General features: G+C 48.1%; 11 protein-coding genes. 5 read left to right on the top strand and 6 right to left on the bottom strand.

Annotated features, from left to right (window positions below; all coding sequences use genetic code 11):
- Positions 1–98: 98 nt before the first annotated feature.
- Positions 99–320, bottom strand: coding sequence for a hypothetical protein (locus J8Z23_RS19985; RefSeq protein WP_005481464.1), 222 nt, complete (start codon positions 318–320; stop codon positions 99–101).
- A gap of 124 nt (positions 321–444) precedes the next feature.
- Here J8Z23_RS19985 and J8Z23_RS19980 point away from each other — a divergent pair, with 124 nt between their 5' ends.
- Positions 445–972, top strand: a complete 528-nt coding sequence (locus tag J8Z23_RS19980; protein WP_434635826.1) for a TetR/AcrR family transcriptional regulator — start codon at positions 445–447, stop codon at positions 970–972.
- A gap of 44 nt (positions 973–1016) precedes the next feature.
- Here J8Z23_RS19980 and J8Z23_RS19975 read toward each other — a convergent pair whose 3' ends face one another.
- A complete protein-coding gene (locus J8Z23_RS19975; protein WP_301615300.1) occupies positions 1017–1967 on the bottom strand; it encodes a helix-turn-helix domain-containing protein in 951 nt (316 codons plus the stop codon).
- A 184-nt stretch (positions 1968–2151) separates the two neighbouring features.
- On the opposite strand from J8Z23_RS19975, the gene J8Z23_RS19970 reads away from it, so the two are divergent.
- From J8Z23_RS19970 to J8Z23_RS19955, 4 genes are all read left to right on the top strand, one after another.
- Positions 2152–3564 (top strand): ethanolamine ammonia-lyase subunit EutB, encoded by a 1413-nt coding sequence (locus J8Z23_RS19970; protein WP_005388715.1) that lies wholly within the window; start codon positions 2152–2154, stop codon positions 3562–3564.
- Complete coding sequence (gene eutC / locus J8Z23_RS19965; RefSeq protein WP_434635825.1) at positions 3557–4441, top strand: ethanolamine ammonia-lyase subunit EutC; 885 nt, start codon at positions 3557–3559, stop codon at positions 4439–4441. Before J8Z23_RS19970 ends, eutC begins: the two co-directional genes overlap by 8 nt.
- 11 nt (positions 4442–4452) lie before the next feature.
- Complete coding sequence (gene eat, locus J8Z23_RS19960; protein WP_367001159.1) at positions 4453–5856, top strand: ethanolamine permease; 1404 nt, start codon at positions 4453–4455, stop codon at positions 5854–5856.
- Between the two features lie 187 nt (positions 5857–6043).
- Positions 6044–7114: an NAD(P)H-dependent flavin oxidoreductase gene (locus J8Z23_RS19955; protein ID WP_085343304.1), complete on the top strand. Its 1071-nt coding sequence runs from the start codon at positions 6044–6046 to the stop codon at positions 7112–7114.
- A 31-nt stretch (positions 7115–7145) separates the two neighbouring features.
- On the opposite strand, the gene J8Z23_RS19950 is transcribed toward J8Z23_RS19955, so the two are convergent.
- From J8Z23_RS19950 to J8Z23_RS19935, 4 genes are all read right to left on the bottom strand, one after another.
- Positions 7146–9626 (bottom strand): GH92 family glycosyl hydrolase, encoded by a 2481-nt coding sequence (locus tag J8Z23_RS19950; RefSeq protein ID WP_434635823.1) that lies wholly within the window; start codon positions 9624–9626, stop codon positions 7146–7148.
- Positions 9627–9715: 89 nt separating this feature from the next.
- On the bottom strand, positions 9716–12172 hold the full coding sequence (locus tag J8Z23_RS19945; protein WP_045460996.1) for a GH92 family glycosyl hydrolase: 2457 nt from the start codon (positions 12170–12172) through the stop codon (positions 9716–9718).
- A 72-nt stretch (positions 12173–12244) separates the two neighbouring features.
- A complete protein-coding gene (locus J8Z23_RS19940) occupies positions 12245–14950 on the bottom strand; it encodes a GH92 family glycosyl hydrolase (RefSeq protein ID WP_434635822.1) in 2706 nt (901 codons plus the stop codon).
- A 47-nt stretch (positions 14951–14997) separates the two neighbouring features.
- On the bottom strand, positions 14998–17418 hold the full coding sequence (locus J8Z23_RS19935; RefSeq protein WP_434635821.1) for a GH92 family glycosyl hydrolase: 2421 nt from the start codon (positions 17416–17418) through the stop codon (positions 14998–15000).
- Positions 17419–17476 lie beyond the last annotated feature (58 nt).

Below are 17476 nucleotides of genomic sequence, written 5' to 3'. Positions count from 1 at the left end.
CAGTCCTCTTTTCAGAACATCTATATCGCGCAGGTATTGATATCTCGATACCTGCGCGTTTTGTTTTTTGCTTAACCTTGCCAACGTTTCTCGCGCACTCACGCCTTTTTCGAGGTGGTGTGCGATGGACTGACCCCAAAAAGCTCCTCAAGCAGCATGGCTTTGAGTTCCGCCCGGACTTCTGCCCCACCGATTAACGCCAAAAGTGCGAGTCCACCTGGGATGAGAATCACCATCAATATTGGTCTTAAAATATAAGAAAAGCAGAATATGGTCGGCAAGAAAATCAATCCTTGGCCTAGTTTGTTTAATACGTACATGAGCGATTCCTTTTGTTTTTATATAAAATTGAGCGTGCTCATTTTTTATAATTGAGCGCGCTCAATTTGTCAATGTCAGCCACTCAAGGTATGATCATTTCAGGATCATTAAGCAGATACATCAATGACGAAGCGACAACAAACCAGAGACAAAGTCCTAAAAGCCGCGTGGGCATCTTTTGCTCAGAATGGCTATGACATGACGACCACAAGGCAGATTGCGAGAGAAGCAGGAGTCGCTGACGGTACGGTGTTCAGCCACTTCCCGACCAAACTGTCGATTTTGCGCGAAGGGATGCTGACGCAACTGCAACAGATCAGCCAAGAAACGCTAGTCAGTGTGGAAGGTAAAACCGATATCGACATTGGTTTGGCGCTGACGGAGAAATACTATCGCTACTATTTTGCGAACGTTGAGCTGAGCCGAGCATTGTTGAAAGAGGTGATTTGGGATTTGGATTATTACCAGTCGTTTAACCAAGCTTTGTTTGAATCTTCAAGCGGAAGCTCTGTTCTTGAAGACAAGATGCCGTTGATTTTTGACTGCTACTTCATGACGCTAATCGCACATTTGAGCCGTGCAGAACCGGATGTTGAAGCGGCACTTGAAGACCTTCATGCTAAGTTTCAGAAAATCATTGCGACTACATAAAATAGCCCCAACGCAGAATCAGAAAGAATATACTGCCTGTCATTTTATTTGCTGGACTCCCATTTTCTCGTTTCAGTTGGCGTCTCACCAAATAGCCGCTTGTAGCTTTGACTGAACTGCCCTAGATGAAAAAAACCAAAGTCAAAAGCGATTTCTGCAATTGTTCGATTATCTTCAGGGCTTTGTAGCACTCTACGTACTTGATTCAGCCGCATTCGGTGTATGAATTGCTTTGGCGAAGTATTACAGCAATGTTCAAAGGTGTACTGCAGTGTTCGGCGACTGACGTGCACAGCGTCACACAGTTCACTGACGGTGATCGGAGTTCGGTAATCTAAGTCGTGTAGCTGTTGCTTTACGCGGCGCATCACATGCTGACGATGAGAGATTGATATCGGGTGGATTGAGTTTGGTGAACTGATTGAGAACAGTTCGAGTACGATGTCTTTTAAAACCACCTGATGTGTGCTGTCAGACCATCGCGACTCAGTGGTACCGAGCAAAGTACCCAAGTAGAATTTAAGTTGTTGAATGTGCTTTTCTGTTGGTCCCGCTAAGTGCGGTGTGTTGCAGCCGATACCGTCTAACTCAAGCTGTTTTTCTATGATTTGAACCAGTTTTCTGTCGAGTACTATCCCATAGATAGAAAACTGTTCAGGTGTCATTAACTCAAAATCTGCACCGCCTTGTCTAAGCAAAAGCTGGCTTGCATTAAACTGACTGTGATTTAGGTGTAGCGGCTTATTTTCCGCACTCAAACCCAACCAAATTCCTCCCTCTTCAACCCTGCATTGCTGTCTTAGTGAGCGGTTACTGTCTTCACGAAATACATGGAAATTGGGAAATCGTCGTTCTCGAATTTGACCTAAAAATCGGCCATCGCTGAGTTGATCGTATTCCTGTTGCCAGTTTATTAGGCTTGCAGCTTGTTGGTTTGCATCCTTTGTGTGATGGATGCACAGCATTGGTGCAGTTTGGGGTGTTTGGTCACTCATCCTTGTGATGCTCATTCCTTTTTTGTGAGTTATGTTGGAGCAGCTTTTATGTAACTCATTGTTTATTTTTGGTTTATGAATGTTGCCAGTTTTTGATAACGCTACGGAACACATTTGGCAATACTTTCTTAAAGCTTATTGATAGTTCAGCAAAAAGCGAACCAAATAGTGAAGAGGAAGAGCAATGACGGCAACTTATCGTCGGCAACAAGGCAGTAAAGTCTATACCTTTAAGTCATTGGCTGACTTGATGGCGAAAGCGACACCGGAGCGCTCAGGCGATGCGTTAGCCGGGGTTTGTGCTCAGTCAGCGGCAGAACGCGTAGTCGCACAAATGGCGCTGTCTGAGTTACCACTTAAAACGTTTCTTAACGAGGCGGTTATTCCATACGAAAGCGACGATATCACTCGCCTAATTATCGATACGCATGACCTTGAAGCCTTTAAGCCGATTGAGCACTTGACGGTCGGAGATTTTCGAAATTGGCTGCTGAGTGAAGAAGCCGATGGTGAAACGTTGGCTAAAATTCGTCAAGGTTTAACACCAGAAATGGTGGCCGCAGTCAGTAAGATTATGCGCAACCAGGATTTGATTCTCGTTGCTAAAAAATGCCAAGTTGTCACGGCTTTTCGGAATACGATTGGTTTGCCGAGTCGCCTGTCTACTCGCTTACAGCCGAATCACCCCACTGATTCTCTCAACGGTATCGCAGCGACCATTTTTGATGGTCTGATGTACGGAAATGGCGATGCGGTTATCGGTATCAATCCGGCAACAGATAATGTGCCTCAAGCTATTAAGTTAATGAACTTAATGGATGAGGTGATTCAACACTATCAAATACCGACTCAGTCTTGTGTGTTAACTCATGTAACGAACACGATCGAAGCCATTGAAATGGGTGCACCAGTCGATCTCGTTTTTCAGTCGATAGGCGGCACGCAAGGGACGAATGATACCTTCGGAATCGACTTGTCGATTTTGAAAGAGGCCCATGAAGCGGCATTGTCTTTGAATCGAGGTAGCGTAGGAAACAATGTGATGTATTTTGAAACCGGACAAGGTACAGCGCTGTCTGCGAATGCATTTCATGGGGTCGATCAACAGACTTGTGAAGCCCGTGCTTATGCTGTTGCGAAACAGTTTGATCCTTTGTTGGTTAATACTGTCGTTGGGTTTATTGGCCCTGAGTATCTGTTTGATGGTAAACAGATCATTCGTGCTGGGCTTGAAGATCATTTCTGTGGGAAGTTGCTTGGCTTACCTATGGGTTGCGACATCTGTTACACCAATCATGCCTATGCCGATCAGAATGACATGGATAACTTGCTGACACTATTAGGTGTTGCCGAGTGCTCGTTCATCATGGGTATTCCAGGGTCTGATGACATCATGCTCAACTATCAAACTACCTCATTTCACGATGCCCTTTACGCAAGAAAAGTACTCGGTCTGAAGCCAGCTCCAGAGTTTGAACAATGGTTAATGGAGATGCAGATTTTCGAGAGCGTGCAAGACGTTCGGTTAAGTGAGCAAATCTCTCGCTCGTTTTCGGGAGCAATTAATCAACTGAATAAGGGGTATTCTCATGGGTAAAGTGATCACCATTGCTCAGTCCACACAAGACGAGTCTGAAGTTGTCACACACAATCCTTGGGGCAAGTTACGCGACTTCACCTCTGCTCGGATCGCTCTGGGTCGCAGCGGGAACAGTGTACCAACCAACGAGTTACTCTCATTTCAGCTGGATCATGCCCAAGCTATGGATGCAGTGCATTGTAGTTTGAATGTTGACTCTCTCGTTGCTGGTTTATCTGACTCTTACTCGATTCTTGAAAATACCTTAGAACCTCCTGTGGTAGTGAGCAGTCAAGTGAGTGATCGGCTTATGTACTTGCAAAGGCCCGATTTAGGACGGCAGCTCGATGAACCTTCTTGGCAAACGCTCAACTCGATAGCAAAGGAACATAACACTGACATTGATCTTGCGATTGTTATTGCTGATGGACTTTCTTCCGTCGCAATTCAAAACCATGCCGTGCCTGTTGTTACACGATTGATTTCTCTTTTAAGCGCTGATGATGAACATCAATGGAAATTCGCACCTATCACAATCGTAAAGCAAGGAAGAGTAGCGGTAGGGGATGATGTTGGTGAATGTTTTAACGCTAAGGCCGTGCTGGTTTTAATTGGAGAGAGGCCAGGTCTAACTTCTCCGGATAGCATGGGTATGTATCTCACTTGGGGGGCTAAACGAGGCTCTAAAGATTCCCAAAGAAACTGCATTTCCAATGTGCGTCCTCAGGGGCTCAATTATGACGATGCTTGTGAACGCGTATTTTACTTGCTCAAGGAGGCTCGAAAATTACAACTGTCAGGAGTGAACCTGAAAGATCGCTCAGATATCAATGAGCCAGGTGGCGCAAGCGTTGAAGATAAACACAGCGACAACTTTTTAATTTCATCAAAGTAGAAGGATTTACTATGTCTAAACATCAGGAGTACTTGGCCAAAAGGCAGCTAAAAAGAGGCACCGCAGGTTGGATTTTACTTGCTGGCTTAGGTGTCTCGTATGTTATATCTGGTGACTTTGCCGGTTGGAACTTTGGCATCGCTCAAGCAGGATGGGGAGGCTTTCTTATTGCTGCTATCGCGATGGCAGTAATGTATTTCACGCTAGTATTGTCTTTAGCTGAAATGTCTGCGGCTATTCCTGCTGCGGGTGGTGGTTACAGCTTCGCAAGACAGGCGATGGGGCCGACAGGAGGCTTTTTCACTGGCTTATCAGTTTTGATTGAATATGCGCTCGCGCCTGCTGCGATAGTAATTTTTATTGGCTCAGCAGTGAATGAATTGGTTGGTATTGATGGCCCTGTTGTTTACGCATTTTTCTACGCCGTCTTTATCGCTATTCATATGGCAGGTGTTGGCGAAGCTCTCAAAGTAATGATGGTCATCAGCGGTTTGGCTGTGCTAGCTATTCTAATTACTGCTGGTGTGCTTATTGGTCACTTTGATGTTAATAACTTATTCGATATTGCTCCGGCGACGGCTCAGGCAACAGAAATCTTGCCGTTTGGGTGGTATGGCGTATGGGCGGCGTTGCCATTTGCAATGTGGTTGTTTCTTGCGGTTGAAGGTGTACCTTTAGCGGCAGAGGAGGCAAAAAATCCGGCGAAAGATGTTCCAAAAGGCATCATTGGTGCGATGTTGTTTTTATTACTAACCGCAACTCTGGTAGTCGTTCTTTTGGCTGGTGCGGTTGGTTCAAAGGTCATAGGCGATAGCGCGGTGCCATTAGTTGACGCGCTGAAGCTTACAGGCAATTCAACGATAGCAATGGCCGTGAACTTACTTGGGTTGGCAGGTCTTATCGCGTCTTTCTTCTCTATCATTTACGGTTACAGTCGCCTGGTATTTGCGCTTTCCCGCGCAGGTTATTTGCCGCAAACTTTGTCATTAACCAGCGACAAAAAAGTGCCTTCTCGTGCGCTTTTGGTTCCGGGCGTTTTTGGGTTCTTGGTTTCTCTTACGGGGGAGGGGGACTTAATCTTGGCGATGGCTGTTGTCGGTGCGACTGTATCGTACGCATTAATGTCCTTGAGCCATATTTTATTGCGAATTAAACAGCCGGAGTTAGCTCGCCCATATAAAACGCCTGGCGGGATAATTACTTCGAGTATTTCTCTGGTGCTTTCTTTGATCGCAATGACAGGTGTTTATGCTTTTGATCCCTCAGCCTTTTTCATGACAATGGGATTGTTTCTTATCGGTGGTGTTTATTATGGGTTGTACAGCCGCAACAAATTGGTTGCAGCAACCGCCGAGGAAGAGTTTGCCATGCTTTCTGTTGCAGAATTAGAGCTTGAATCAGATGTAGCACGATAGCCATTTCAATTCTTGTTCGCCACTACATCAAGGGAGCCATGTGCTCCCTTTGTCATTTCTATCAAAAGTGCATAGCGCACAAATGCATCACTTTAACTTTATAAGTGGCTAATCATGTGAAAGTCTAGTCTGGATAACTATGGCGCAGAGCCATCACAGGTAAAGGTTAAGTTTTCAAGGAAAGATCATGATAAACAAGGTATTTAATACACTTTTGGGAACAGAGTTACCGATTATTCAAGCGCCAATGGCCGGCGTGCAAGACAGCCAAATGACCATAGCTGTCAGTAATGTTGGCGGGCTTGGCTCGTTACCTTGTGGAATGCTGAACAAAGACGCCATCGTTAAAGAACTTCAACTTATTCAACAGGCGACCAATCGACCGTTCAACCTCAACTTCTTTTGCCATGAAATGCCGGAATATGACGCCAACAAGCACGAAGAGTGGCAAAAAACGCTGCAACCTTATTTTGCTGAAGTGGGTGCAACCGTGCAGGCTCAGCCAAACGCTCCGACAAGGATGCCTTTCAATCATGATATTGCTGACGCGATTGAACCATTTACACCGCCAGTGATCAGTTTCCACTTTGGTTTGCCAGACGATGATCTGTTAGCTCGAATTAGAGGGTGGGGCGGGAAGATCCTTTCGTCAGCGACCACGGTGGACGAAGCACTTTGGCTAGAAGCAAAAGGCGTTGACGGCATTATCGCCCAAGGCTTGGAGGCTGGTGGACACCGAGGCATGTTTTTATCGGATGATTTATCCACTCAATTAGGCTTGATGGCGTTGTTACCGCAAATCGTCAAGCGCGTGAATTTGCCTGTTATTGCAGCAGGAGGAATTGCCGATAGAAATGGTGTAGAAGCCGCGCTGAAGTTAGGGGCAAGTGCCGTGCAGGTTGGCAGCGCCTATTTGTTGTGTGATGAGGCGAAAACATCGTCTTTACATCGATATGCCATTGCCAGTGAGCGCGCGCAGCATACGGCGGTGACTAATGTTTTCTCGGGCCGACCTGCACGAGGCATTGTGAATCGTGCGATGTCGGAGCTAGGCTACATCTGTGAGTCTGCGCCGAAATTCCCATATGCATCCATTGAAATGACTCAGTTAAGAGCGCTTATGGAGAAGCAAAACCGAGATGAATTTACGCCGTTGTGGTGCGGACAAAATTCGTCGGGTTGCAAAGAAGTTTCAGCAGCAGAAATGACACTATCATTAGTGGAAGGGATTGATTTGAGCTTGTGTTCCTCAGACTGATTTGGCCTGAGGAACACATTTCAAGTGAAGGTTATTGAGGCGCTTTCATCGCTTCTGATTGATCGCCTGTCATCACGAAGTGCAACTCACCACCTGGTTTGAACTCGGAATGGTCGAAGAAGAAACCGTTATCCAAAGCTTTGCCATTGATGGTGACAGACTTGATGTACATGTTGTCATCGGCGTTATTTTCTGTGGTGATGGTGAACGTACCGTCTTTAACCGGAATCACCGCTTTGTCGAACAGCGGACGACCCACAGTGTAAATCGGTTCTGCTGCGTTCACTTGGTAGAAGCCTAATGCAGACATCACATACCAAGCAGACATTGCGCCTACGTCTTCGTTACCAATGACGCCCTCTGGCGCTGCAAAGTACATGTCATCCAGAATGTGGTCGACGACTTGTTGCGTCTTCCATGGTTCTGCGGTCCAGTTGAATAGGTAAGGAATGTGGTGTGAAGGCTCGTTACCAAACGCAACTTGACCAATCAAACCAGACATATCCGGAGTTTCTGTGCCTTGGCTCTCTGCGGTGAAGGTTGCTTCTAGGTTTTTCTGGAACTCAGCATCGCCACCCATGATGGTCTTCAAGCCTGCTATGTCATGCGGTACAAACCAAGTCCACTGCCACGCGTTACCTTCGGTGTAGTTGCCTGTCTCGTGTTCTGTGCCGTATGGGTCGAATGGCGTCATGAAAGTTTCATCAATCATCACTGGGCGCATAAAGCCTGTCACGCCATGTTCTGCGTATTCCGTTGGGTTGTAATCGAAGTACTTTTTGTAGCCTTTTGAGCGTTCAAGGTATTGCTCTTCCGCTTGAGTATCACCGGCTGCTTTGGCAATTTGTGCGATGGCCCAATCGTAGAACGCGTTTTCTAGACCGTAAGAAACAGACTCAACCGTGTAGTCTTCAAATACTGGCTCACCATCGACACGTTGGATGGCAGGCGTGAAGCCGTTTTTCTCAATGTAATCGATGTGCTTGGTTAAAGTGCGATCCAATACGCCCTGATCCCAATCGGCTTGCAGTACTGGGTAGTTGTCGTAAGTCGAAGAGTCGATCGCGGCTTTCAGCGCCAGCTCTTTCTCCTGCTGAGTAAACTCTTCTGGGAATTTGGTGATCGCATCCGCAATCACTGCTACCGCTGGGTAGCCAACCATGGTGCCTGTTTCGTCACCTAAGTGCTCCCATTTCGGTAGCAAGCCGCTTTCAGTGTACTTCTGAACTAGATTCTTCGCGTATTGCACCGCGCGGGTTGGCTCTGTGATGGTTTTTAGTGGGTGTAATGCACGTTGGGTATCCCATAGAGAGTAAACCGAGAAGTTTGGCTGCTCTTCTGTCGCTTGACCATAAGCGATGGAGTATTCCCCTTCACCTTCACGAATCGAGCCTTTGCCCATGCCACGGAATCGACCATCTACATCTTGATGCACCATTGGCGCAATCTTGGTGTGGTAAAGCGCAGTGTAGAAGATCTCTTTCTGATCTTCCGTGCCCCCTTCGATAGAGAAGTTGAGTGCTTTTGCCCATTTCTCACGTGCGTTGTTGCGCGCAGTATCGAAAGAGACATTCGCTTCCGCATCGTAGTTGTTTTCTGCACCTTGTGGGTCAACCGCAGATAACGCTACTTGCGCATTCAACTCTTGTGAGCCTTCATCTTCAAATTCGATGTAGGCAGTAACGTCCGCTTTGACACGCTTGATGGCATTACCTTCATCATCGTAAATTAATTCAGAAACATGTTCTGCCGTTAGGCCGTCAACAGGTTCGCCATTGGCAAGGATGTAAACGTCTTTGATCTTCTTATCAAAAGTCGCATAGAAGAAGATTTTTTGGTTTTTCGCCCAACCAGAGAAGTGCGCTGCATCGCGCTCGCCCGTGATGGTATGACCGTCTTCGCTAACCGTCAGTTTGTTGCGCAGAGAGGTCGAACCCCAGTCGCTGTTAAGGATGGAGTTGAGGTCAATCTTCAAACGTTGTGGTTGACCTTGCGGGTAGGTGTAACGATGGAACCCGACACGTTCAGAAGCCGTAAGCTCAGCTTTGATACCGTTCTCTGCAATTTTCACCGAGTAGTAACCCGCTTCTGCCACTTCTGAGGTTTTGTCCATCTTGACCGAAATCGCTTCGCGGTAGTCGTCGCTGTCTTCGATGTATTTAGCTTTATCTTCGGTAAACGGCAGGAACAGAATGTCACCTAAACCGCCCATGCCCGTGCCAGAAAGGTGAGTGTGGGAGAAGCCAAATAGGGTCTTTTTATCGAAGTGGTAACCTGATGAAGAGTGCCAGCCGATCAGCTCGGTATCTGGAGAAAGTTGCACCATGCCTTCTGGCACAACAGGACCCGGGAAGGTGTGTCCGTTAAAGCCGGTACCAATGAATGGGTCGATGTATTTTAGGTTGGAAGTATCGACGCTTGGTGAGGTGTTATCGTCGTCATCGTTGCAGCCAGCCAAACCAATAACACTTGCAATCACAGCGGTGGCGATAGCGGTTTTCGTAAAGTTCATAATCTTGATTCCTTAGGCAGGAAGCGCGTCACTTCCTGCCACTGAGTTAATCTATCTGCTTATTCTTTAAACACGAATTACATGAAACGTTACTGAGCTTGAAGCGCTTCTTGCTTGTCACCCGTCATGACGAAGTGAAGCTCACCGCCCGCTTTGATTTCGCTGTGTTTGAAGGTGAAGTTGGCATCTAGCGGTTTGCCGTTGATGGTTACGGACTTCACGTACTTGTTGTGTGGGCTGTTGTTGTCTGCGATGACTGTGAACTCGCCGCCTTCCACTGGAATGGTGATTTCATCAAACATAGGGCGACCGATGGTGTAGACCGGATCCGCAGGCGTCACTTGGTAGAAGCCCATTGCCGACATCAAGTACCAAGAGCTCATCTGACCCACGTCTTCGTTACCAATCAAGCCGGTTGGCTCGCTGGTGTACATCTCTGACATGATGCGGTCTAGGTACTCTTGTGCTTTCCATGGCTCATCCGTTAGCGCGTATAGGTAAGGAATGTGGTGCGATGGCTCGTTACCGTGCATGTACTGACCGATGTAACCCGTTAGGTCTGGTAGCTCTTCGCCTGTGTTTGAAGAACGCGCATTGAATAACTCGTCCAAGTCTTCACGGAAGGCTTTCTCTGGCGTGGTGTCTTTGCCTTGCGCCAAGTCGGCTTGATAGATTTCTTGTTTCAGGCGATTGAAATCGTGCATTGGTTGGAACTTCCATTGCCACGCGTTCCCTTCGGTGTAGGCAAACTCGTCCACGTAGTAAGGGTCAAATGGTAGCAGTGGGCATTTCTCTTTCATCACACCTGAGCCTTCTGGCCACTCAACCATTTCACACTCATCCAAACGATCTTCATCAATCGGTTGGTTGAACTCCAAAGGTGGTTTGTTTGGTGATGAGCTAAGCGGGTGGTTTTTCGGACGTAAGAAGCCCGTCTCTGCATCCCAATGGTTAAGCCAGTTGTCGGCACGAGTCATAAACTCTTCTTGCAGTTTTACATCGCCAGCCATGCGCGCTATTTCTGCCATTGCCCAGTCGCCGTAAGCAAACTCAAGCGTATAAGACGCACTGTTCCAGTAGCCGTGATGAACAAAGCCGTTTTCTTCGTACACTTTCACTTGCACAACGTTTGCTGCGCCGATGTTGTTGTCTTCCGTCCAATCTGGGAATTCAGATGCCTCGTGGTAACGTACCGTAAACTCAGCCGCTTCTTTGGCAAGTTGTGGGTCGATGTCTAAGCCTTTCGCCATCGCGTCAGCAATGATAGAGACCGCAGGGAAGCCGATCATGGTGCCAGTGTAATGGCTGTGCAGTTCCCACTTCGGCAAGATGCCACCATCTTCGTATTTACGAATTAAGTCGTTGGCAAACTCTTCGGCACGTTCTGGGTCGATGATGGTTTTCAGTGGGTGCGCTGCACGGAAAGTATCCCACATGGAGTACACGGAGTAGTTTGGTGTGTCGCCCGCGTCTTTTTGAATGCGAGTACGCATCGCTGGGTATTGACCGTCGACATCTTGGAAAATCATTGGCGCAATAGAAGCGTGGTAAAGCGCGGTGTAGAAGATCTCTTTTTGATCTTCTGTGCCGCCAGATACCATCATGCGGCTAAGCTCTTGGTGCCATGCGTCGTTGGCTTGAGCGCGCGCAGTATCAAATGACACGTCTTTCGCTTCTGCTTCTAGGTTTTTCTCCGCCCCTTCTGTGCCTGTTGGTGACAAGCCTACTTGGATTTCTAGCGGTGTTGATGATGGTGCGAATTCTAGGTAAGCGATGGTTTTCACTGCGTCGATGTTGTCGTTGTTTACATCGATTTCCGTTTCTGCGCCGTCAACTAGAGCAATGGCTTTGACGATAGGTTGGTTAAAGGTGGCGTAGAAGTACACGTGTTGGTTGTTCGCCCAACCGTTCGAGCTACGTAAACCGCGAATGGTGTAAGCGTCGATGAACTCCAAGTCGCCCTTCATGGTGCGGTTGTTGAAGTGACCTTTATTGAGAGTGTGGTCTAAATCGAACTTGATGTGTGGCGTGGTGCCTTCTTTGAAGGTGTAGCGGTGGAAGCCAACACGTTGCGTGGTAGTTAGCTCTGCTTTGATTTCGCCTTTGTTCAGTTCAACGGCGTAGTAGCCTGCTTCTGCAGTTTCGTTGTCTTTATCGAAGGTGTTGAAAACGGCGTTTTCTTTCTTGGTGAAAGGTAGAACTAGGATATCACCAAGGTCGGTAATGCCTGTGCCAGAAAGGTGAGTGTGGGAGAAGCCATATACTGGGATTTCAGTCAGCTTGCCGTGGTCGAAGTAACCTGCAGCAGAGCCCCAACCTTCCATTTCGGTATCAGGAGAAAGTTGTACCAAACCGTAAGGCACAACCGCCCCAGGGAAGGTGTGACCATCTGCGCCTGTACCAATCAATGGGTTGACGTATTGAGTTAGTGTGGTGTCGAGGGATGGTGTTCCAGATTTGCTGTTGTCGTCATCACTGTTACAGCCAGTAAGACCAAACATGGCAGCGAGAATAGCGGTAGAGATAAGGGTTCTTTTTAGTTTCATTTTTATGGTTCCACTGAAGTGAAGTTTTTTAGGGGGCTAGATGCCCCCTTTCGTTATTTGGATGGGTATCAGTTACTGCGCTTTCATCGCTTCAGATTTGTCTGAAGTCATGACGAAATGCAGCTCACCACCGTCTTTCAAATCGCTGTGCGCGAAGCTGAAGTTGTCACTCAATTGCTTGCCGTTGATGGTCACCGACTTCACGTAGATGCTCTCTTGGCTGTTATTTTCTGAGGTGATGGTGAATTTACCGTCCGCGACTGGAATTACGGCTTTGTCGAACAAAGGACGACCGATGGTGTAACTTGCTTCGCCCGGTGTGACTTGGTAGAAGCCCAATGCAGACATCACATACCACGCCGACATCTGACCGACGTCTTCGTTACCGATCAGACCTTCATGCGTTGGGTGGTAGAACTCGTTCATCGCTTGGTCGACAATTTCTTGTGTCTTCCAAGGCTCTGCCGTCCAGTTGTAGAGGTAAGGTACGTGGTGATCAGGCTCGTTACCCATCACGAACTGGCCGATGTAGCCAGACATGTCGTGTGATTGGCTCGTATCAGCGTTGGAGTCCGCATTAAACAGCGCATTCAAGTTGGCTAAGAATGCCGCTTTGCCTTGTTCGGTTACGTCTTCAGGAAGAGAGAAGTCAGTGCGGTCGATGTGCTCGCCGCCCATCACGTTGGCTAGACCGTTCAAGTTGTGCGGTGCAAACCATGTCCATTGCCACGTGTTGCCTTCGGTAAAGTCTTCACCTCGGTGCTCGGCGCGGTAAGGCCAGAACACGTCACTTTCGTTGAGTGCTTTGCGGTCTTTACACGCGTTGTAGTCCATACCGTCTGGGATAGACAGCGCCATGTTCTCGTCCAAACATTCTGCTTTCAGGTTGTTTGCCCAAACCTTGCTGCCACTGTTCATGTAAGCCGGACGCATAAAGCCTGTCGCACCCAATGCGTTGCCTTTGGTGTCTTGCAGTTTGCCGTATTGTTCTGGGTTGTAATCGAAGTAGTTCTTGAACGATTCAGAACGTGCCATGTAGCGGTCGTACTGTTGGTCGTTGCCAGCAAGTTTAGCGATCTGGGCGATACACCAGTCGTAGTATGCGTTCTCAAGACCGTAAGACACCGACTCGTTCACGAGCTCGTCGTATTTATCGACTTTTAAGCTCTCTACGTAACCCGGTTTGTCACCAGAATCCGGCGCCCATTTGGTGTTAGCTGGAATAAAGCCGACGCCTGCTTGGTAGTCGTTATGACGTGTCATGACCGTGAAGCGTTTGTCACCGTTCCAAGCATCTTGGTAAGGCACCCAGCTTTCAGTTTTATCAAGGTTGAAGTTGACCGTTTCGTCAGCCGCTTTCAGTGCCAAATCAAACTCAGCTGCTGTAAAGGCTTCTGGGTGTTTGACCATGATATCGGCAATAACCGAGACCGCAGGGTGACCGACCATTTCACCGGTGTAATCCGAGTGCAGTTCCCACTTTGGCAGCACGCCGCCCGTTTGGTATTTGTTCAATAGATCGCGTGCGTGTTCAATCGCGCGGTCTTTATCGATGATGGTTTTCAGTGGGTGTGCGGCGCGGAAGGTATCCCACATTGAGTACACTGAGTAGTTCACTAAGCCATCTTCTGCTTGGTGCACTTTGCCATCCATGCCACGGTATTTGCCATCCACATCTTGGTATAGGAATGGAGCAACAAACGTACGGTAGAGCGAAGTGTAGAACATGGTTTTGTCGGCTTTGTTGCCGCCTTCTAGTTCAAACTCGCCAAGGATGTTTTCCCAAGCCACGCGGTTTTGTTGTACGACGTTGTCGAAATCCCAGCCGTTGGTGTCTGCTTCTAGGTTTTTCAGTGCGCCGTCGACGCCAGTGCCAGAAATCGCTACTTTGACCACCAATGGCTCATCGCTCTTACCAAAGTTCAAATGCGTCAGGACATCGTTTGCGCGTTTTGCCAAACGTTCTGGGTCAGGTTCTGGTTCGCCCGGCATTGGTTTGTGCTCTGCGTAACCACGGTAATCTTCCAAGCCGACTTCCGTAGCGTCAGTTGGAGTGAGTTTGCTCTCAGAAGCCAGCTTGGTGTACAAGTTCTCTTCAATGATTGGATCAGAGAATTCTGCCGCGAAGAACACGGTTTGCCATTGACCCCATTCGTTTGAGGTACGCGCGCCTACGACGGTGGTATCGTTAACGCGTTTGTAGTAGATGCTGCGAGAGTGGTTGCCGTATTGCTCCAACAGTTCGTGTTGAAGATCGATACGTACTTTGCGGTCTTCACCCGGTTTGAAGGTGTAACGTTGGAACGCCACGCGGTCGGTCGCCGACAGCTCAGCTTTTACGCCGGTTTCTACAAGATCAACCGAGTAGTAACCAACCTCTGCCACTTCCGAGCTTTTATCCATGGTCACGGCATCAGTATTGAAGCCTGTGTATGGCAAGAAAGCGAAGTCGTTTAGGTCGCCTTTACCTGCGCCAGAAATGTGCGTCATTGAGAAACCAGAAAGCAGGCTGTGCACAGGATCGTATTCGACTGGTGAGCCTTTGCCATTCCAACCGTTTGGATCGAAGTTATCTGGCGAAGGTTGAATCATACCTTCTGGCATGACTGGGGAAGGGTTGACGTTGCCAAGACCTTTAGTGCCGATCAAGGTATCAACGAATTCCAAAGTAGGGGTAGAGATAACCGGAGTTTCTGGATCAGAGTCGCTGCCACAGCCAGCAAGACCAAGCATGGCGGTTAACACTGCGGTAGAGAGTAGGGTTCTTTTTAGTTTCATTGTTTTTATTCCACGAGAAAAGGGGACACGAGGTCCCCTCAAAATCATTATTCGCCTAGGTTGGCTTGCATTGCTTCAGACTTGTCAGCCGTCATCACGAAGTGCAGTTCGCCGCCTGCTTTGAATTCGCTGTGCTGGAAGGTGTTGTAAACATCCAGAGGCTTACCGTTGATGGTCACTTCTTTGATGTACATGTTGTCTGGACCGTTGTTCTCAGCCGTTACCGTGAAGGTGCCAGAACCAATGTCTACCGTCGCTTTGTCGAAGATTGGACGACCGATGCTGTAGGTTGGATCGGTTGGCGAGATTTGGTAGAAGCCCAGTGCTGACATCAAGTACCACGCCGACATTTGACCTACGTCTTCGTTACCGATGATGCCGTCTGGCGTCGGTTTGTAGAACTGGTCGTAAACTTGGTCTAGGTATTCCTGCGCCTTGTAAGACTCTTCAGTACGGTTGTACAAGTAGATGACGTGGTGCGAAGGTTCGTTACCGTGAATGTACTGACCGATGTAGCCTGTCATGTCTTGGTGCGCTTCGCCGCCATTTGGATCGGCGGTAAATAGGTTGTTCAGCTTGTCGTTCAGACCTTGCGTGCCGCCCATGATTTCAGTCAGCTTATCCAAGTCTTGCATGAACGCCCATTGCCACTGCCACGCGTTACCTTCTGTGTAGTAGAACGCGTCAGACTTGTAAGGGTCGAAGTCAGTTGAAGCGTATTTCAGTGCACATGGGTCGTCTTCTTTCAGCTCTGTTGGTACGAAGAAGCCCGTGCCGTCTGCGTTACCTGCTTTTGCATCCCAGTGTTTCAAAGAGTTGTAAGAACGAGCTTTGAACTCTTCATACGCGTCCATATCGCCAGCGGCTTTTGCCATTTCTGCGATCGTCCAATCGTAGAATGAGAATTCCAACGAGTACGACACTGAGTTCCAGTTCGGGTAACGAACACACTGTTCTTTCTCGTGGTAGTTCAACTGACCTGCCATGAGTGAGCTTAGGATGTCGTCATGAATCTGTGGGTACTCATGCGGTGTGTAGCGAGCTGATTTCACTGACGCTGTGTAAGCCTGCTCTGCATCAATCAAGCCTTTGGTCACCGCATCGCCCAGAATCGCTGCTGATGGGTAGCCGATCATGGTGCCGGTTTCTGAGCCATGACCTTCCCACTTCGGCAATAAACCAAACTCGTCGTTAGATTTACGGATCAAGTCTTTCACGTATAGCGTTGCTTGATCTGGGTCGATGATGGTCCACATTGGATGAACGGCGCGGAATGTATCCCATGTTGAGTAAATCGAGTAGTTTGGTGTGTCGCCATCTTTCAGTGTGCGCACTGTGCCAAGCATATCCACGTATTGACCATCCACATCGTAGAACTCGATTGGTGCGATCATCATGTGGTACATGCCAGTGTAGAAGTTGGTTTTCTCTGCGTCTGTGCCGCCTTCAACTTTGATTTTTGCTAGCTTCTCAGCCCACGCGTATTCTGCGTCTTCTTTTACTTTTGCTAGGTCGAAATTTTGTGCTTCCGCTTCTAAGTTTTTCTGTGCGCCCTGCCAGTTAACTGGAGAGATACCGACGCGGATTTCAATTGGCTCTTCGCCTGTGCCGAAGTTTAGGTAAGCGGTCAGATCATCGCCTGAGTAAACCGCACCATTACGCATTTCGCGCGTTGGTTCTAGATCTTGTTCGCCCAACAGTGCCTTGGCGATTGGTTGGTTGAATTTCGCGTAGAAGAAGATGTCCTGACCTTGGTGATCTTGCCCTTGGAACCAACCAGTTGAGGTTTTACGACCGCGAATGGTGTATTCGTCCACCACTTCTACTTTGTTCTTCAAAGACTTGCCGTTGTTGTTCATTAGGATATGACCCAAATCGAACTTCACGTTACGGTCCGCGCCTTCAGCAAAAGTGTATTTGTGCAAGCCAACGCGTTTGGTTGCGCTCAACTCTACTTCGATTTGACCTTGGTTCAGCTTGGTTTTGTAGTAGCCTGCGCTTGCTTCTTCATTGGCCTTGTCGAACGAGTTCAGCTGTGTGTTCGCCATGTCTGCGTATGGCAGAACCAAAATGTCGCCTAAGTCCGTTGCGCCTGTACCTGAAAGGTGAGTATGGGAGAAGCCGTACAGCGGAACGTCAGTGTTAACCACTTCGCCAGTTTCGTAGTTGGATGAATCCCAGTAGCCAGAAGCTGAGTGCCATGGGTTAAGTCCTGATTCGTGATCAGTGTTAGAACCGATGAAAGTATCTGGAGACAGTTGAACCATACCTGCCGGTACCGTCGCGCCCGGGAATGTATGACCAGAAGCCGCTGTGCCGATCATTGGATCGACGTATTTCAATACCGCAAGATCAACAATTGGATCGCCCGGCAGTGAAGAGGAAGAATCGTTGTCGCTGTTACAGCCAGCTAAGCCACCCGTCAGACCAACCAGGATAGCCAAAGAGATAAGATTACGTTTAAACATGTGCATACCGTTTTGTCGTTATTCGTATATAAAAGTGTTTATAAGAGACTGTTTATAA

Origin of the sequence: Vibrio sp. SCSIO 43086 (assembly GCF_051132235.1) — a bacterium.
GTDB lineage: Bacteria > Pseudomonadota > Gammaproteobacteria > Enterobacterales > Vibrionaceae > Vibrio > Vibrio diabolicus.
The sequence above is the reverse complement of the archived record's forward strand: the minus strand, read 5'-3'. Positions and strand labels throughout refer to the sequence as shown.